The 17,916-nt window shown below is 74.8% G+C and carries 13 protein-coding genes; 9 read left to right on the forward strand and 4 right to left on the reverse strand.

Annotated elements, in window-relative coordinates:
• Together BJ999_RS28180 and BJ999_RS28185 are read right to left on the reverse strand one after the other, a co-directional pair.
• Positions 1-984, reverse strand: coding sequence for an AAA family ATPase (locus BJ999_RS28180; protein ID WP_179836063.1), 984 nt, complete (start codon positions 982-984; stop codon positions 1-3).
• Positions 985-1,041: 57 nt separating this feature from the next.
• Positions 1,042-3,186: an NHL repeat-containing protein gene (locus BJ999_RS28185; protein WP_179836064.1), complete on the reverse strand. Its 2,145-nt coding sequence runs from the start codon at positions 3,184-3,186 to the stop codon at positions 1,042-1,044.
• 275 nt (positions 3,187-3,461) lie between these two features.
• Between BJ999_RS28185 and BJ999_RS28190 the strand changes: the two genes are divergently transcribed.
• Genes BJ999_RS28190 through BJ999_RS28215 form a run of 6 tightly spaced genes read left to right on the forward strand, consistent with a single transcriptional unit; the run spans position 3,462 to position 11,743 of the window.
• On the forward strand, positions 3,462-4,223 hold the full coding sequence (locus tag BJ999_RS28190) for a M50 family metallopeptidase (RefSeq protein WP_373292857.1): 762 nt from the start codon (positions 3,462-3,464) through the stop codon (positions 4,221-4,223).
• Between the two features lie 57 nt (positions 4,224-4,280).
• A complete protein-coding gene (locus BJ999_RS28195) occupies positions 4,281-5,711 on the forward strand; it encodes an SWIM zinc finger family protein (protein ID WP_229810595.1) in 1,431 nt (476 codons plus the stop codon).
• A complete protein-coding gene (locus tag BJ999_RS28200) occupies positions 5,708-7,228 on the forward strand; it encodes a DUF5691 domain-containing protein (RefSeq protein WP_179836066.1) in 1,521 nt (506 codons plus the stop codon). Before BJ999_RS28195 ends, BJ999_RS28200 begins: the two co-directional genes overlap by 4 nt.
• Entirely contained in the window at positions 7,225-8,358 is a 1,134-nt protein-coding gene (locus tag BJ999_RS28205) for an ATP-binding protein (protein ID WP_229810594.1), read from the forward strand. The genes BJ999_RS28200 and BJ999_RS28205 overlap by 4 nt, the downstream gene beginning before the upstream one ends.
• The gene (locus BJ999_RS28210; protein WP_229810593.1) at positions 8,355-10,553 is read left to right on the forward strand and encodes a DUF5682 family protein; all 2,199 of its coding nucleotides are present in this window, start codon (positions 8,355-8,357) and stop codon (positions 10,551-10,553) included. Before BJ999_RS28205 ends, BJ999_RS28210 begins: the two co-directional genes overlap by 4 nt.
• 53 nt (positions 10,554-10,606) lie before the next feature.
• Positions 10,607-11,743 (forward strand): VWA domain-containing protein, encoded by a 1,137-nt coding sequence (locus BJ999_RS28215; RefSeq protein WP_229810603.1) that lies wholly within the window; start codon positions 10,607-10,609, stop codon positions 11,741-11,743.
• Positions 11,744-11,748: 5 nt separating this feature from the next.
• Here the strand turns inward: BJ999_RS28215 and BJ999_RS41475 are convergent, their stop codons facing one another.
• Positions 11,749-13,296 (reverse strand): serine/threonine-protein kinase, encoded by a 1,548-nt coding sequence (locus BJ999_RS41475; protein ID WP_218935273.1) that lies wholly within the window; start codon positions 13,294-13,296, stop codon positions 11,749-11,751.
• Between the two features lie 101 nt (positions 13,297-13,397).
• On the opposite strand from BJ999_RS41475, the gene BJ999_RS28225 reads away from it, so the two are divergent.
• Genes BJ999_RS28225 through BJ999_RS28235 form a run of 3 tightly spaced genes read left to right on the forward strand, consistent with a single transcriptional unit; the run spans position 13,398 to position 15,897 of the window.
• Positions 13,398-14,471 (forward strand): FecR/PupR family sigma factor regulator, encoded by a 1,074-nt coding sequence (locus BJ999_RS28225; RefSeq protein ID WP_179836068.1) that lies wholly within the window; start codon positions 13,398-13,400, stop codon positions 14,469-14,471.
• Between the two features lie 23 nt (positions 14,472-14,494).
• Positions 14,495-14,884: an ArsR/SmtB family transcription factor gene (locus BJ999_RS28230; RefSeq protein WP_179836069.1), complete on the forward strand. Its 390-nt coding sequence runs from the start codon at positions 14,495-14,497 to the stop codon at positions 14,882-14,884.
• A complete protein-coding gene (locus tag BJ999_RS28235; RefSeq protein ID WP_179836070.1) occupies positions 14,881-15,897 on the forward strand; it encodes a cation diffusion facilitator family transporter in 1,017 nt (338 codons plus the stop codon). The genes BJ999_RS28230 and BJ999_RS28235 overlap by 4 nt, the downstream gene beginning before the upstream one ends.
• Before the next feature lie 26 nt (positions 15,898-15,923).
• On the opposite strand, the gene BJ999_RS28240 is transcribed toward BJ999_RS28235, so the two are convergent.
• Entirely contained in the window at positions 15,924-17,915 is a 1,992-nt protein-coding gene (locus BJ999_RS28240) for a glycoside hydrolase family 44 protein (RefSeq protein WP_179836071.1), read from the reverse strand.
• Position 17,916: the final 1 nt, after the last annotated feature.

Consider the following 17,916-nt stretch of genomic DNA (forward strand, 5'->3'; position numbering starts at 1 on the left):
TCACACCCCGGCGGCCTGCGGCGTCGGCACGTTCCCCAGCGCCTCGGCGACCACGTCGGCGCCCGAGCGCCCCCGCAGCTCCGCCTCCGGCGTGACGATGAGCCGGTGCGCGATGACCGGGACCGCGAGCGCCTTCACGTCCTCGGGAACGATGTAGGAGCGGCCGTCCGCCGCCGCCCGCACCCGCGCGGCGCGCAGCAGCGCGATGCTGGCCCGCGGGCTCGCGCCGAGCCGCAGGTCCGGGTGCTCGCGGGTGGCCGCGACGACGCGCACGAGGTAGTCGTACAGCGGCGGCGCGACGTGCAGCCGCTGCGCGAAGTCGATCATGCGGGCGAGGTCCTCGCGGCTCATCACCGGCGGCATCTGGTCGAGCGTCACTCCGGTCGGGGTCCCGGCGAGCAACGCCACCTCGGCCTGGTGGTCGGGGTAGCCCATCGAGATCCGCATCAGGAACCGGTCGAGCTGCGCCTCCGGCAGCGGGTAGGTGCCGTCCATGTCGACCGGGTTCTGCGTGGCGATCACCATGAACGGGCGCGGCACCGGATGCGGGACGCCCTCCACGGTGACCCGGCGCTCCTCCATGACCTCCAGCAGCGCCGACTGCGTCTTGGGCGAGCCGCGGTTGATCTCGTCCGCGACGGCCAGGTTCGCGAAGATCGGCCCGGGGTGGAACTCGAACGCGCTCGTCCCCTGGTTGAAGATCGACACGCCGGTGATGTCGCTGGGCAGCAGGTCGGGCGTGAACTGGATGCGGGCCCACTTGGCCTCGACGGACGCCGCCAGCGCCCGCGCCAGGGTCGTCTTGCCGACGCCCGGGACGTCCTCGACCAGCAGGTGCCCCTCGGCCAGCAGGCAGGTCAGCGCCAGCTCGACCTTCTCCCGCTTGCCGCGCACGACCCGCTCGATGTTGCCCGCCAGCGCCGCGAACATCTGCGCGAACCGCCCGGCCAGCGCGTCCGCGTCCACCGCCGCGTTCTCACTCATGATCTGCATCCCCGCGCGCTCGACATGGTTCGTTCGCCCTCGGCCGGCCTCGGCCGCTCACGTCTGGCATTCGAAGAGCCCGTCCGACGGATAGCCGTTCTTGGAGGTGGCCACCAGCGTGTCGTTGAGGTAGCCGTTGCCGTACTGCGTCCGGACCTGGTTCCAAACGGTGCTGGACGTGTTGCTCTCATCGTCGTGGTACGACGATCCCTGGACCTGGCACACCACGGTCATCGTGATGATCTCCCCCTGGGGGATCGTGCCTGTGGTGGGACCGGAGGTGTTCGGAGCCGACCGGATCAGCGTGTTGGTCTGGCCGTTGTTCTGGTTGCGGATCTGCTTGGTCGGATACGCGAGATCCACGGTCTTCGTCAGCTCGGTGGAGTCACCGGCGCCATTGCGGGCCCTGACGGTCACCTGGTGAGTCGTCGCGTTGGCCAGTCCGCGGACCGCCTGCGAGGTGCTCTTGGTCGTGAGCGTCCCGCTGGGCGAGGTCACGACGTAGGTGACGTCGAAGCCGGACGAGGGGGCCCATCGGAGATCCGCGCCGTGGTTGACGGCGGTGGCGGTGAGGCCGGTCGGCGGGCCGGGGGCGGTGCAGGCGGTGGCGCCGACCTCGCCGGACTCGCTGTAGGCGGGCTTGCCGTTCTTCCCCTTGTACTCGGCGGCCACCTTGTAGATGTGGGTGGTCGTGTCGCAGGTCAGGCCGTCGACGGAGAACGTCCCGCCCTGGCTGCCGCCCGGGAACCGGGCGGGGCTCGCGCCGGCGGCGGGCTTGCCGTCCCTGCCGAGCAGGACGAACCGGGCCACCGGGTAGACGCCCTGCGGCTGCGCGGCCGCCGTGAACCGCACCTTGACCGAGCCGTTGTCGCCGGACGCGGCGGGCGTCGGCGGGTCGGGCGCGGTGGGGTCCCTCTTCACCGGCGGCTTGGCGGGCCTGGCCGGCGGCGTGACGGTGGTGGAGCCGCCGGTGCCCCCGCCGCCGCCGTTGCGGTTGCCCTGGCCGCCCCCCGGGTTGGCCTGGACGGGCAGGGGCCGCCGCGCGCCGCCGGGGACCTTGTCCTCGTACTTCTTGATGCGCTTGACGCCGCCGTCCGGGCCGAAGGCGAGGGCGGTGGGGCCGTCGGGGTCGTTCACCCACAGCATGTGGTCGCGGACGAGCATCTCGATCGCGCCGCCGGGGCGGGTGGCGGCGATGGGCCGCTCCCAGGCGTTGCGCTCGGTGTTGAAGACCAGCAGCCGGCCGGACGTCCGGTCGGGCAGGTAGACGCGCTGCCCGAGGACGTTCGGGGGCTCGAAGGCGTGGTCCGGCACGCGCAGGGCCACCGAGTCGACCCGTCCGACGCCGGTGTCCAGCAGGTAGAGGGAGCCGCCCGCGCCGAGCATCGGGACGATCTGCCCGTCGGCGACCGCGGGGACCTTGACGCCGTTCGCGGCCCGCGCGACGGGCGCGGGAAGGTTGATCCGCTGGGTGCCCTCGGGGCGGACGATCACCGCCGCCGCGGAGGTGCTGTCGATGATCACGGGCCTCCCGGCGGCCATCGTCAGCGCGAGGCGGTCGCCGGCCTTCCCGGCCGCCACGGGCTCGCCCTGGCGGCCGGACCTGAACGGGATGACGTGGCCCGTCTGCGGGACGGGCACCCACAGGGCGCCGTCGGCGTCGATGCCCGCCTGCCCGAGCGGCGCGGTGAGCGTCGCGGGGCTGCCGACCGGTGCCAGGGACACCGGGTCGATCTGCTGCACGGCGCCCTTGACGAGGTCGACCGTGTAGGCGGCGCCGGCGCCGGAGAGCACCTGCATGCCCGGCCCGCCGACCTGCCGGCTCTTGGTGATCTTGAGCTGGGAGGGGTCGATCCGGCTGACGACGCCGGTGTCCTCGTCGACCAGCAGCACCGTCGTGCCGTCCTGGACGACCTTGATGTGGTGTCCGCGCATCTGCGGCACCACCGGCGCCTTGCCGTCGACCTTGCCGGCCAGCCCGTTGGCGTGGACGACCAGGCCCTTGCCGCTCGCGCTCAGCCAGGCCCCCACGTCCGAGAGCCTGTACCGCGCGCTGGCGGTGCCCACCCCGTAGACGACCGCGCCCACGGCGAGCACGCCGACCAGCCCGGCGGCGATCTGGCCCGTCAGCCTGTCACGCCGGAAGAATCGGAAAAGACCGCGCGGGCCGGTGGTCCGCGCGGAGGATCGGTCCCCGTTCAATCCCCGCTCACCCTCTCGGCGCGCCGGGAGCGGGAGCCGCTGGCCCGGGGCGCGAAGGCACCTTAACGGCAATACGGGGCGCTCCGGAACGGGATTGCGGAGATCGGCCTGGTGGATCGATGCCGGTCCGGCGGGTTACGGGTGATCGGCTATGACATTGGTCACACATGGGCGGCAGGAGGCGGAATGCCCCGTCCGTCGGCCGGAGAACCGAACGCGAACGTTATCCGGGACGTCCTAATGTTGGGCATCGCGACGACGACTCCGAGGTGGACGTGGAAAACGTGAGCATCGCCGACCTGTGGCACCGGGTGACGGGAACGCAGCCGGATCCGCCGTGGTGGCTGGTGGCCCTTGTCGGCCTCGTGGCGCTCGCCTCGGTGGTGCACGGCCCGACCTGGCGGATGGCGCGCAACACCGTCACGATCGCGCACGAGGGCGGGCACGCGCTGGTCGCGCTGCTCTTCGGCCGCAAGCTGGACGGCATCAAGCTGCACTCCGACACCTCGGGCGTGACCGTGTCCCGCGGGAAGCCGCACGGGCTCGGCATGATCTTCACGGCGATGGCGGGGTACGTGACGCCGCCACTGCTCGGGCTGCTGTTCGCGCTGCTGCTGGAGGACGGCCGCATCACGCTGATGCTGTGGTTCTCGCTGGCCCTGCTCGCCGGGATGCTCATCATGATCCGCAACGCCTACGGCGCGCTGTCGGTGATCGTCACGGGCGCGATGGTCTTCGCGGTGTCGTGGCTGGGGAGCGCCACGGTGCAGGCCGGGTTCGCCTATCTGGCCGCCTGGTTCCTGCTGCTGGCCGGCACCCGCCCGGTGATCGAACTGCAGCGGATGCGGGCCCGGCACATGGCGCCGAGCTCCGACGCCGACCAGCTCCACCACCTGACCGGCGTCCCCGGGCTCGCCTGGGTGGGCCTGTTCGCCGCCACCGCCCTGGTGGCCCTGCTGGCGGGCGGCGCGCTTCTCGTCCCGGACGTCTCGCTGCCCGACCTCCCCACCCCGCCGGGCTTCGGCGGAGTGGGCTGATGCCGGACCGGGGCGCCAGGCCCCCGATTGTCCGAGGGCGCCGATAGTTTCGGTGGTGTGAGGGATCGGTGGTCTCGTGAGCAGGTGCTCGGGCTCGCGTCCGACGCGTCGTCCGCCAAGGCGGCGGGCGGTGTCGCCAAGCCCGCCAAGTGGGCGGGCACGGGGTGCGACGACGAGGCCGTGTGGGGCGAGTGCCAGGGCAGCGGCAGGTCCTCCTACCGGACGTGCGCCGACCTGACCGGCCCGGCGTTCCGGTGCACGTGCCCGAGCCGGAAGTTCCCGTGCAAGCACGCCTTGGCTCTGTTGTTCATGTGGGCGGACGGCCTCATAGAGGCCGAAGGCGCCCCGGGGGGTGCGGGGGGTCGCCCCCCCGCCGGCGACACAGAAGCCGAAGGCGCACCGGGAGGTGCGGAGGGCCGTCCCTCAGCCGCCGACGACACAGAAGCCGAAGGCGCACCGGGGGCGCGAGGGGGTCGTCCCGGGTGGGTCGCGGAGTGGGTCGAGGACCGCCGGGAGCGGGCCGGCCGGGCGGCCGAGCGGCGGGCCGCGTCGGCGGCCCGGGTCCGCGATCCGAAGACGGCGGAGCGGCGGGCCAGGCGGGTCGACGACGGGCTCGCCGAGCTGGACCAGTGGCTCCGCGACCAGGTCGCGCACGGGCTCGCGCAGGCGGAGAAGGCTCCCTACCGGCTGTGGGACGACGCGGCGCGGCGGCTCGTCGACGCGCAGGCGGGGGCCCTCGCGGGGCCGGTCAGGGGCCTGGCCGCGATCCCGCGCCGGCCCGGCTGGCCGGGGCGGCTGCTGGAGGAGTACGCGCTGCTGCGGCTGCTCGTCCGGGCCTACCGGCGGCAGGAGGAGCTGCCCGAGGGGCTGCGCGAGACCGTCCGCTCGCGGGTCGGGTTCACCGTCCCGCAGGAGGAGGTGCTCTCCGGCGGCGAGCGCGTCCGGGACCTGTGGTCGGTGACCGGGTCGCGCGACACCGCGCAGGACCTGCTCACCACGCGGCGGGTGTGGCTCCGCGGGAGCCGGACGGGGCGCCCCGCGCTCGTGTTGTCCTTCGCCGCACCGGGCACATCCCTGGACGGATCGCTCGTCGCGGGTACGCAGGTCGATGCGGAGCTGGCCTTCTACCCTGGCGCGCAGCCGCTGCGGGCTCTGGTCGCCGAGCGGTACGGGGCGCCCATGCGGGGCACGCCCGCGGGGACGTCGGTCCGGGGCTTCCTGGACGAGCACGCGGCGGCACTCGCGCTCGACCCGTGGCTTGACCGCTGGCCCGCGACGCTGGAGGACGTCCGCCTGGCGCGCACCGGAGGAGGAGACCTGCACGTCGTCGACGGCGCCGGGGACGCGCTGCCACTGCGGATGGGCGATCCGTGGCGGTTGCTCGCGCTGTCGGGCGGCGGGGCGGTCACCCTGGCCGGGGAGTGGCGCCCGCGCGGCCTGCGCCCGCTGACCGCGTGGCACGAGGACGAGGGGACGGTGATCCTGTGACGGCGTGGGACGAGCACGTCACCGCCGCGCTGCTGGGCACCGAGCGCCGCGACCCGCCCGCCCTGGCGGAGGCGCGCGGCGACGACGGCGGCCAGGACGGCGGCAAGGCGGGGCGGCTGCTCGACCAGGCGGCGCTGCTGGCCGTGCGGCGGCGGGCGGGGCAGGTCCCGTCGGGCGCGGCCCCCGAGCCGGTGGCGCTGGCCCCGGTGGAGGACGTCCCGGCGGTTCCGAGGGCGGCGGCGGCCCGGCTGCGGCGGATCCTCGGCGGTGAGCAGATCCGGGTGCTGCCCGAATGGCTGGACGCGGCGGCCGCCCGGGGCCTGCGGGTGCCCGCCCAGTCGCTTCCCGACCTGCTGGAGCGGGGGCGCAGCGACCGGATGCTGCGGCCGTCGATCGCGCGGGCGTGCGGGCGGCGCGGCGTGTGGCTGGCCCTGCAGAACACGGACTGGGCCTACCTGGTGGGTTCCGGTGACGACCCCGGCGGCGGCCCCGAAGTGTGGGAGACCGGGTCGCGCAACCGGCGGGTGGCCTACCTGACCATGCTTCGCGAGACCGAGCCAGAGCGCGCGCGGGAGCTCCTCCAGGGGACCTGGGCCAAGGAACCGGCGCCCGATCGCGCGGCGTTCATCGCCACCTTCGCGCATGGGCTTTCCCTCGACGACGAGGGGTTCCTTGAGGGGGCCTTGGGCGACCGCGGGAAGGACGTGCGGCAACTGGCGTCCGACCTGCTGGCCCGCCTGCCGGGCTCCGCGTACGGGGAGCGCATGGCGGTGCGCGCCCGTGCCTGCCTGACCGCCGAGGAGCGCACGGTCCGGGGCCGCGAGCAGACGTGGATCCGGGTGGAGCCGCCGGCCGCCCACGACGAGGACCTGGCCCGCGACGGCGTCCCGTTCCATCCGACCGGGTCGTTCGCGCCGCGCGGCGGGGGCTCGCCGGTGGGGACGCGGGCCGCGTGGCTGCGCGAGATCCTGGCCCGCACCCCGCTGTCCACCTGGACGGAGCTGTTCGGGCTGCCGCCCATGGAGATCGTGTGCCTGCCCGTCTCCGACTCCGACGGGCGCGACGTCCACATCGGCTGGGCCCGCGCCGCCCTCGGCCAGCGCGACACCGGATGGGCGCGGGCGCTGCTCAGGGGCGGCGTCATGGTGGACGAGCCGGAGGCCCTCGCCGACCTGCTGTCGGTCCTGCCCGGCCCGGAGCGCGACCCGGCGGCGGCCGACCTGATCCGCTGGGTGGAGGGGCGTCCCGGTCTGCTGCGGGTCCTGGAACGGGTGCCCGGTCCGTGGGCCGGGCCGCTCGCGGCGGCGGTGGTCGGGACGCTGAACGCCTCCGCCGAGCTCCCCACCCGCCGCGACGAGCACCTGATCACGCAGCTGTGCCGGCTCGCCGACCAGCGGCTCGACCCGGCCGCCGCGACCCGCCTGGCGGCCCTCGGACCGGCCGCACCGCGGGCCGTCACCGACCTGATCGCGACCCTGCGTTTCCGCGACGAGATGCTGAAGGAGCTTGACCAGTGACCGAAGAGGCGGGCCCTGGGGGCCTCGACGACGGCTCCCCCGCACCGACCGCGGGCGCCGTGCTGCGGCCGCACGCCGAGCAGGAGCACGCCGGCGAGCTGGCGCGGCTGGCCGAGCACGACGACCGGCCCCGGCCGCCCGGCTGGCGGCTGTCGCCCTGGGCGGTCACCACGTACCTCCTCGGCGGGGAGCTGCCGGACGGCTCGGCGATCAGCCCGAAGTACGTGGGGCCGCGCCGGCTGATGGAGGTCGCGGTGGCGACGCTCGCGACCGACCGGGCGCTGCTGCTCCTCGGCGTCCCCGGCACGGCGAAGACCTGGGTGTCCGAGCACCTCGCCGCCGCGGTCAGCGGTGACTCCACGCTGCTCGTGCAGGGGACGGCGGGCACGGCGGAGGAGGCGATCCGCTACGGCTGGAACTACGCGCGGCTGCTCGCCGAAGGACCCTCGGAGCGGGCGCTGGTGGAGAGCCCGCTGATGCGCGCGATGCGGCGCGGCGCCGTCGCCCGCATCGAGGAGCTGACCCGGATGCCCTCCGACGTCCAGGACACCCTCATCACCGTCCTGTCGGAGAAGACCCTGCCCGTCCCCGAGCTGAACACCGAGGTGCAGGCGCGCAGGGGCTTCACGGTGATCGCGACCGCCAACGACCGCGACCGGGGCGTCAACGAGCTGTCCAGCGCGCTGCGCCGCCGGTTCAACACGGTCGTGCTCCCGCTGCCGGAGTCCGTCGAGGACGAGGTCGCGATCGTCGCGCGTCGCGTCGACCAGATCGGCGCCGGGCTGGAGCTGCCCGAGAGCCCGGCGGGCCTGGAGGAGATCCGGCGGGTCGTCACGGTGTTCCGGGAGCTGCGGTCCGGGGCCACGGCCGACGGGCGCACCAAGCTGAAGTCGCCCAGCGGGACCCTCAGCACCGCCGAGGCCATCTCGGTGATCACCAGCGGGCTGGCCCTGGCCGCGCACTTCGGCGACGGCGTGCTGCGCGCCGCCGACGTGGCGGGCGGGATCGTCGGCGCCGTCGTCCAGGACCCGGTGTCCGACCGCGTCGTGTGGCAGGAGTACCTGGAGGCGGTCGTCCGGGACCGGCCCGAGTGGCGGGACTTCTACCGCGCCTGCCGGGAGGTCTCTTGAGCCAGGTCGAAGTCTTCGGCATCCGGCACCACGGGCCGGGCTCGGCCCGCGCGCTGCGGGGTGCGCTGGAGGACTTCAAGCCGGACGCGGTGCTGGTCGAGGGGCCGCCCGAGGCCGATGCGATCGTGGAGCTGGCGGGCGAGCCGGGGATGGTGCCGCCGGTCGCGCTGCTCGCCTACTCCCCCGCACCCGCCGACGGCGACCGCAGGGCCGCGTTCTGGCCCTTCGCCGAGTTCAGCCCGGAATGGCAGGCGATCAGGTACGCGCTGTCGGAGGGCGTGCCCGTCCGGTTCTGCGACCTGCCCGCCGCGAACCAGCTCGTCCCGGCGGAGGAGGAGCCGCCCGAGGAGGGCATCAGGCTCGACCCGCTCGGCTGGCTGGCGAAGGCCGCCGGGTACGACGACGCCGAGCGGTGGTGGGACGACGTGGTCGAGCACCGCCACGGCGGCCCGTCCCCGTTCCCCGCCATCGCCGAGGCCATGGCGGAGCTGCGCGGCGAGCTCGAACCGGCGCCGAGGGAGGAGCGGCGCGAGGCCCACATGCGCCGGACGGTGCGCCGCGCCCTCAAGGAGGGCCACGAGCGGGTCGCCGTGGTCTGCGGGGCGTGGCACGTCCCGGCCCTGCGCGCCAAGGTCCCCGCGAGCCGCGACGACGGCACGCTGCGCGGCCTGCCGAAGACCAAGGTCGCCATGACGTGGGTGCCGTGGACGCACGGGCGCCTCGCCGGATGGTCCGGCTACGGCGCCGGCGTGCGCTCCCCCGGCTGGTACCACCACCTGTTCGCGGCCCGCGACCGCCCGATCGAGCGCTGGCTGACCGCCGCCGCCCGCGTCCTGCGCGAGGAGGACCTGCACGTCTCCTCCGCGCACGTGATCGAGGCCGTCCGGCTCGCCGAGGCCCTGGCCGCGCTGCGCGGGCGCCCCCTCGCCGGGCTGGACGAGGTCACCGAGGCGACCCGGGCCGTCCTGTGCGAGGGCGCCGACCTGCCCGTCCGGCTCATCCAGGACCGGATGGTGGTCGGCGAGCGGCTCGGCGCGGTCCCGGAGCGGACGCCGATGGTGCCGCTGCAGCGCGACCTGCAGGCCGAGCAGCGGCGGCTCAGGTTGAAGCCGACCGCGCTCGACAAGGAGCAGGACCTCGACCTGCGCAAGCCCACCGACCTGGAGCGCAGCCGCCTGCTGCACCGGCTCCGCATGCTGGACGTGAACTGGGGCGTCCCGTCGGAGAGCCGCTCCAAGGGCACGTTCCGCGAGACGTGGACGCTGGCCTGGCGGCCCGAGTTCGACGTGGAGCTGATCGAGGCGAGCGCGTGGGGCACCACCGTGCGCGGTGCGAGCACCGCCCGCGCTAGGGAGGCGGCCGAGAGCGCCACCGCCCTCGCCGACCTCACCTCCGTTGCCGAGCGCTGCCTGCTCGCCGACCTCGGCGACGCGCTCCCCGCGGTCATGCGCGCCCTCGCCGACCGCGCCGCGGTCGACACCGACGTCGCGCACCTGATGGCGGCGATGCCCGCGCTGGTCCGCGCGCTGCGCTACGGCGACGTCCGCGGCACCTCCACCGGCCCGCTCCACACGGTGGTCGACGGCCTCGTCGTCCGCGTCTGCGTCGGGCTCCCGCCCGCGATCACCGGGCTGGACGACGACGCCGCCCGCGAGTTCCTCGGGCACGTCGACGCCGTCCACGGCGCCCTGGCCCTGCTCGCCGACGAGGCCCACATCGAGCGCTGGCGCCGCACCATGGAGGGCCTGCTCGGCCGTCCCGACACCCTGCACGGCCTCATCGAGGGCCGCCTCACGCGCCTGCTGCTCGACGCCGGGCGGCTGCACGACGTCCCCGACCGGATGGCGCGCGCCGTGTCCGTCGGCGCGGCGCCCGACCGCGCCGCCGCCTGGGTCGAGGGGTTCCTCGCGGGCGGCGGCCTCCTGCTCATGCACGACGAGGCGCTCCTGCGGCTCGTCGACGAGTGGATCGCCGGCCTGCCCGCCGACGCGTTCACCGACGTCCTGCCCCTCCTGCGCCGCACGTTCGGCGCCTACCCTGCCGCCGAGCGCCGCGCCATCGGCGAGCGGCTCCGCCGCCGCGGCCGCGCCCCCGCAGGGCGGGCACGGCCCCCGGAGGACGACGTCGACGAGGCCAGGGCGGCGCCGGCGGCCGCCACGGCCCTGCGGATCCTCGGATGGGAGAAGCCGTCGTGACCGACGAGAGCGTGACCGACGAGAGCGTGGACGACCGGCTGCGGCGCTGGCGGATGGTGCTAGGCGGCGACCAGGCCGACGGGACCGGCGTGACCCTGGCCGGCGACGACGTCGGTATGGACGGCGCGCTGGAGCGGCTCTACGGGGCCGGCGGCGACGAGGGGCGGCCCCGGCCGGGGCGGCGCGGCGCGGGGCTCGGCGACTCGGCGCCCTCCGTGGCCCGGTGGCTCGGCGACATCCGCACCTACTTCCCGTCGAGCGTCGTGCGGGTGATGCAGAAGGACGCGATCGAGCGCCTCGACCTCACCCGCCTGCTGCTGGAGCCGGAGATGCTGGACGCGGTCGAGCCCGACGTCCACCTCGTCGGGACGCTGCTGTCGCTGAACCGGGTGCTGCCCGACAAGGCCAGGGAGTCGGCGCGCGCGGTGGTCCGCACCGTCGTGCGCGACCTGGAGCGGCGGCTCGCGCAGAAGACGCGCTCGGCCGTCGGCGGGGCCCTCGACCGGTCGGCGCGGGTGCTGCGCCCGAGGCGGCTCGCCGACGTCGACTGGGACCGCACGATCCGCGCGAACCTGCGCCACTACCTGCCCGACCAGGGCACCCTCGTGCCGGAGCGGCTGATCGGGTACGGCAGGCGGCGGCAGGCCGTCAAGCGGGACGTGGTGCTCGCGATCGACCAGAGCGGCTCGATGGCGGCGTCGGTGGTGTACGCGAGCGTGTTCGGGGCGGTGCTGGCGTCGATGCGGTCGCTGCGCACGTCGCTGGTGGTGTTCGACACCAGCGTCGTGGACCTCACCGACCAGCTCCACGACCCGGTGGAGGTGCTGTTCGGCACCCAGCTCGGCGGCGGCACCGACATCAACCGCGCCATCGCGTACTGCCAGAGCCTGGTCACGCGCCCGGCCGAGACGATCCTCGTGCTGATCAGTGACCTGTACGAGGGCGGGGTCCGCGACGAGATGCTGCAGCGGGTCGCGGCGCTGACGGCGGCGGGCGTGCAGGTCGTCGTCCTGCTCGCCCTGTCGGACGAGGGCGCGCCCGGCTACGACCACGACAACGCGGCGGCCCTGGCCGCGATGGGCGTCCCGGCCTTCGCGTGCACCCCCGACGCCTTCCCCGGCCTGATGGCCGCCGCCATCGAGCACCGCGACCTCAAGGAGTGGTCCGAGCGCGCCGCGGGAGACCGGTGACCGCCTCAGACGGGTGACCGGGACAGGCCGCGGACCAGGAGGACCACCACCAGGGCGGTCAGCAGGGCGTGGCCGGCCAGGGCGGACGGCTGGATCTCGACGAGCGCGCCCCAGGCCGCCCACATCGCGACGCGGGCGACGCGCGCGGCCATCACCGTCCCCGCCGCGGGGCGGCTGCCGCGCCACGCCAGGATCGCCCCGACCAGGGTGACGACGGCGACGACGGCGAACGACGAGGCGACCACGGGCAGCAGGCCGCCCCGGTGGCCCTCGCTGAGGGACGGCTGGGCGATCAGGATCGCGAGGGCGGCGACGTCCAGGGCGGCGAGCAGTCCGGCGAGGAGCAGCCCGGTCACGACCGCCGGGCCGCGCCGCAGCGTCCGGGGCGTCCGGGGCGTCCGGGGCGTCCGAGGCAGCGGAGCGGGTCCGGCCGCAGGTCCGGGCCCAGGTCCGGCCGCAGGTCCGGCCGCAGGTCCCGGCGCAGGTCCGAGCGCAGGTCCGGGCGAGGCCGGATCGGGCGACGGCGGAACGGGCGCGGGCGGAGCGGGCGAAGGCGGAGCCGGTGCGGCCGTGGGCGGGCCGGGCCATGTCGGCGTCTGCACACCGGAGGTCTGGACGAACGTGTCGGCGGTCGGCTGCGGCGTGATCTCGAGCACGGGCCCCGGGACCGGCGCCGTCGGGCCGGTGAAGTCCTCCGTGACGTGCTCGATGGGGATCTCCAGCCGGGCGTGCCGCTCGCTCTCGCCGAGCAGCCACAGCAGGACGTCCTCGGAGGTGGGGCGGGCCTGCGGGTCCTTGGCGAGGCAGGCGGCGGCGACCTCGGCGAGCGGGCCGGGCAGGGCGCCGAGGTCGGGCGTCTCGTGCAGGATCCGGTACATCACCGCTGGCAGCGGGCCGCCCGCGAACGGGTCGCGGCCGGTGGCGGCGAACAGCAGGGTGCTCGCCCAGGCGAACAGGTCGGCCGACGGCCCGACCCGCCCGGTGAACTGCTCGGGGGCCATGTAGGCGGGCGTGCCGACGACCTGGCTCGTCATCGTCGCGCTCGCGTCGAACGCGCGCGCGATCCCGAAGTCGATCACGCGCGGCCCGTCCGGGCCGATCAGCACGTTCTGCGGCTTGAGGTCGCGGTGCACGACGTTCGCGCGGTGGATCGCCGACAGCGCCGTCACCGAGCTGATCGCGAGCCGGTCGAGGGCCGCGCCGGTGCGCGGCCCCTCGTCGCGGACGAGGGCGCGCAGCGAGGGCCCCGGCACGTACTCGCTGACGATGTAGGGGCGGTCGCCCGCCACGTCGGCGGCGAGCATCTGCGCGGTGCAGAACCCGGCGACCCGCTCCAGGACGGCCATCTCGCGCACGAACCGCTCCCGCGCGTTGGCGTCGCCGACGAGCTGGGCGTGCAGCAGCTTGACGGCGACCCGGGACGGCCCGGGCCCCGGCTCGGCGGGCCGGCCGAGGTACACCGCGCCCTGGCCGCCGGCGCCGATCCGCCCGAGCAGCTCCCAGCGGCCGAGCCGGGTGGGATCGGCCGCGGAGAGGGGGACCGGACCCGCCATTCGCACCCCCTCGAAAAAAATTGAGCATTCCCGCGGGCACAAAACCGCTCCGCCCGGCATCGAAGAGTATAGGTTCGGCGAGCCCGAAGCGGGAGAAGAAGATGCTGCAGATTCGTTCGACGATTGCGCGGTCCTGGGTCGGCGCCGTGCCGCTGGCGGGGGCCGTCGCGGCCCTCGTGGCGGCGGGTGCGCTGACCGGCTGCGGGGACGCCGGCGCGACCATCACGCGGCTGACGGTGGGATCGCCGGGGCCCGACCCGTACACGCTGGCGTCCGGCACCGACAGGGTCGATGTGAAGGCGAGGCCGCAGGCAGGCGGCACGAAGGAGGGGGACGCACCGGGACTCTACGGCGGGACGCGCCAGGCCTCGACCTGCGACAGGGAGAAGCTCGCCGCCTTCCTGCGGGCCCACCCCGACAAGGCGCGGGCGTGGGCGCGGGTGCAGGGGATCCCGGTGGGCGACATCCCGCGGTACGTGTCGCGGCAGACGCCGGTCCTGCTGCGCACCGACACGCTGGTCACCAACCACGGGTACCGGGACGGGGAGGCGACGAGCGATCCCGCCGTCCTTCAAGCCGGAATGGGCGTTCTGGTCAATGGTTACGGAGTGCCCACGGTGAAGTGCAATTGCGGCAATCCCCTCACTCCGCCCGACAAAAAGATCTCCACCCGGAACGCGTCGTACAGTGGCCGATCCTGGCCGGGATTCGAGAAGGGGAATGTCACCCGAATCCGGCCGCGGGATTCCCAGAAGGGGACGATCGTCACTTTCGTCCTGGTCGACCCGGAGGCCACGATGGGATTTGCCCGGCCCCGCGCCACCGAGGGGGCGTCGGACGGGCCGCCGACCGCGCTGCCGCGGACGGAGACGGAGGTCGTGGCGAGCGACTCGCCCGCACCGTCCGACTCCGGCCTGGAGACGCCCGGCACCGAGTCCCCCGGGACGCAGTCCCCCGGCCCGGGGACTCCCGGCCTGGAGACGCCCGGTACCGAGCCCCCCGGGACGCAGTCCCCCGGGCCGGAGACCCCGGCCCCCGCGCTCTCGTCCCCGTCACCGGGCGTGGCCACGCAGGACCCGGGTACGGGTGCCGGTGGGAAGGATGCGCCGGGCGACGGGGCGCACGGGCCGGTCTCCCTGCCGCCGTCGAAGGAGCCCGCGCCCGCGATCTCCTGATACCGTGCGCTATCTTTGTTCATATGAGCAGTGCTTCAGATGTCGCCGCCCCGGACGCCTGCGCCGTCCGGGTCGTCGACGCCGCGAAGGTCGCCGCCGTCTCGGCGTCCCTGCCGGACGGGGAGACGATCACCGAGCTGGCGCAGGTGTTCGGGCTGCTGTCCGACCCCGGCCGGCTACGGGTGATCACCGCGCTGCTCGAAGGGGGGGAGATGTGCGTGTGCGACATCGCCGCGTCCTGCGGGCACTCGGAGTCGGCGGTCTCGCACGCGCTGCGCCTGCTGCGCGCCAACCGCGTCGTGCGCGTCCGCCGCGCCGGCCGGATGGCCTACTACCGGCTGGACGACTCGCACGTCCGGCTGCTGCTCGATCTCGCCCTCACCCACGTCGGCCACGGGGAGGAAGGCACATGATCGGGGACCGCGAGGACACGCCCGGGAAGCGGGGGCACGGGCACGGCCACGGGCACGCCGTCTCCGCGGGCGCCGACCGGCGGCTGCTGACCGGCGCGCTGGCGCTGATCATCGTCTACATGTCGGGCGAGGTGGTCGTCGGCCTGCTCGCGGGGTCGCTGGCGCTGATCACCGACGCCGCGCACATGATGACCGACGCGTTCGCGATCGCGCTGGCGCTGGTCGCGATGCGCATCGCGGCCCGGCCGCCGAAGGGCGGGTACACCTTCGGCCTGCGCCGTGCCGAGATCCTGTCCGCGCAGCTGAACGGGCTGACGCTGATCCTGCTCACCGTCTACTTCGTGTACGAGGGGGTCCGGCGGCTGATCGAGCCGCCCGCCGTGGAGGGCCAGTTCGTCTTCTGGACGGCCCTCGCGGGCATCGCCGTCAACATCGCGGCGACCATGCTGATCAGCCGGGCGGACCGGCGCAGCCTGAACGTCGAGGGCGCGTTCCAGCACATCCTGAACGACCTGTTCGCGTTCATCGCGACCGCGGTCGCGGGCCTGGTCGTGTGGACGACGGGCTTCGCCCGCGCGGACGCGGTCGCCTCGCTGGTGGTGGCGGCGCTGATGCTCAAGGCCGGGTACCGGCTGCTGCGGGACGCGGGCCGGGTGCTCATGGAGGCCGCGCCCGCCGGGCTCGACCCGTCCGAGCTCGGCGCCCGGCTCGCCGGGCGCCCCTGCGTCGAGGAGGTCCACGACCTGCACGTGTGGGAGGTCAGCTCGGGCTACCCGGCGCTGTCGGCGCACGTGCTGGTCGACTCCCAGGGCGACTGCCACGCCGTGCGACGCGACCTGCAGGAGCTGCTGCGCGACGCCTACGCGATCACGCACACCACGCTGGAGGTCGACCACGTGGACGAGCCGTCCGGCGGCGGCCACGTCCACTGCGACGACGCGCACGGCCCCCGCCATGTGGCGGAGGCCGTCGAGCCGCACGAGCACGCGGGCGGCGCGCCGTGCGACCACTAGGGCCGCGCGGCCGCGCCGTCCTGTGATCAGCGGGCGGTGCAGGCGGCGCCGTTCACCCTGAAGGCGCTCGGCGGCGGATTCGTGCCGCCGCTCGACCCGTTGAAGCCGATCGTCACCGAGCCTCCCGGCCGGATGGTCCGGTTCCAGTCGAGGTCGCGGGCGGTCACGTCCGGGCCGTTCTGCGACCAGGCGGCGTTCCAGCCCTGGGTGACGCGCTGGCCCGCGGCGAACGCGAACCCCAGCGTCCAGCCCTCGATGGGCGATGTCCCGGTGTTGGCGACGGTGACCTGCGCGGTGAAGCCGGTCCCCCACTGGCTCTGCACCGCGTAGCCGGCCTCGCACGCCGGGGCGGCCGGGCCGCCGCCCGCCGGGATCTCGACCAGCGTGATCGAGGACGCGGGGAACGTCGAGGTGAACCCGTCCGCCCCGACCGCCACGTCCGGGGCGCGGACGATCGCGGCCTGGTCGGCGCCGCCGTACCGGTAGACGTGCCCGGCCGCCGGACCGGACCGCCCGGCGATCGACACCGTGCTGGTGAGGTCGTCGGTGAGCGACTTGTTCACGATCATGAGGGTGAGCGCCCTGTCGGACGAGCGCTCCGCCGCGTACACCGCGAGCCTTCCCTGGTCGGCGCTCGACGCGCGGACGGACGTCTCGCCGAACGAGGCGCCCGCGCCGTCGTAGTCGCGGTACATGCGGAAGGCGTAGGCGCCCGGGTCGGACGTGCCCGGCGGGGCCCACAGCGTCGCCAGGTCGAGGCCCTCCCGCCCGAAGATCCCGAGGACGTCCGCCTGGGCCAGCGCGCCGTTCAGGTGGCCGAGCGCACCCCAGTTGTACTCGGTGATCGCCAGCTTGGTGCCCGGATAGTTCTGGTTCACGAGCTCGCGCATCCGCGGGATGTAGTTGATCGGCCGGCCGATCCAGCTCTCGTCGGTGTAGGAGGGGTCCCACAGCTGCCGGGTGGAGCGCAGCCGCAGCTCCTGGGTCGCCGCGTCGCCGGGGTCGCCGGAGGACACCCCGGCCTGCTGCGGGTAGATGTGCTCGTCGAAGTAGTCGAGGATGCGGGTCCCGTGCTCCTGCTCGTAGGCCTTCATCTGCCGGAGGTACCAGTCCGCGAACGGGACGCCGCCGTGCGCCGCCCGGTCCGGCGGGTCGGACCAGCAGTCGCCGCCCTCCCGGTCGCAGGTCTGCTTGTCCAGGCCCGACAGCGACAGCGACTGGAAGCCCCAGCCGACCGGGCCGAGCGTCTGGGCGCCCGGGTCGGCGGCCTTCACGGCGGAGGCGATCGCGTACGTCTGGCGGCGCATCTCGTCGTAGCCGGCACCGTCCGGGTGCACGTCGCGGTGCGTGGCGTGCCAGAGGTCGGGTTCGTTGTCGAGGTCGTAGAAGCGCACGCCGCCGCCGTCGGCCCGGCCGTACTTGCCCGTCAGGTGGGACAGCCAGTCGGTGATGTACTTCGGGCCGGCCGGGACGCTCGTGTCGGCCGGGTCGTTGCCCGTGACGTTCGAGCCGTCCGGCTTCACCCCGTTGCCGCAGTCGGGCCGCCACTGGGTGTCGGCGCCCTGCTGCGGCCCGTACTTGGCGATGCCGAAACCGCAGGTGTAGTCGCGGCCCTTCGGCGTCCAGCCGATCAGCGGGACGGTGAGGAGCGTACTGGTGCCGGTCCGGCGGTCCTGGTCGGTGAACTGGTCGGTCTCGGACCCGTCGGGGAGTTTCGCGGGGTCCGGCGCCGGGCCGGGCACGTTCTCGAAGTACCAGTCCGAGCCCCGGTTGGTCTCGTCGTAGAGGTAGTTGTACCGGGTCGTCGCGTTGCCGCCCCACCGCCGGACGGGGAGGCGCAGCTCCTCGGCGAGGTCCTCGGCGGCGAAGTTCATGCCGTAGACGTAGGGGCTGATCGCGTGCCGGGACGCGGACGGGTCGACGGTCAGCGCGGGGCCGTCCGCGGCCTGCGCCGGGGGCGCCGCCCACGGCAGGAGCGCGGCGGCCGCGACGACGGCGAGCCAGGGCTTCCGGGGCATG

The sequence above is a fragment of the Actinomadura citrea genome, assembly GCF_013409045.1.
Classification (GTDB): domain Bacteria; phylum Actinomycetota; class Actinomycetes; order Streptosporangiales; family Streptosporangiaceae; genus Spirillospora; species Spirillospora citrea.

Coding starts and splice junctions, on each gene's coding strand:
- BJ999_RS28180 (WP_179836063.1), bottom strand. CDS start 984: ATGAGTGAGAACGCGGCGGTGGACGCGGACGCGCTGGCCGGGCGGTTC.
- BJ999_RS28215 (WP_229810603.1), top strand. CDS start 10,607: ATGGTGCTAGGCGGCGACCAGGCCGACGGGACCGGCGTGACCCTGGCC.
- BJ999_RS41475 (WP_218935273.1), bottom strand. CDS start 13,296: ATGGCGGGTCCGGTCCCCCTCTCCGCGGCCGATCCCACCCGGCTCGGC.
- BJ999_RS28225 (WP_179836068.1), top strand. CDS start 13,398: ATGCTGCAGATTCGTTCGACGATTGCGCGGTCCTGGGTCGGCGCCGTG.
- BJ999_RS28230 (WP_179836069.1), top strand. CDS start 14,495: ATGAGCAGTGCTTCAGATGTCGCCGCCCCGGACGCCTGCGCCGTCCGG.
- BJ999_RS28235 (WP_179836070.1), top strand. CDS start 14,881: ATGATCGGGGACCGCGAGGACACGCCCGGGAAGCGGGGGCACGGGCAC.
- BJ999_RS28240 (WP_179836071.1), bottom strand. CDS start 17,915: ATGCCCCGGAAGCCCTGGCTCGCCGTCGTCGCGGCCGCCGCGCTCCTG.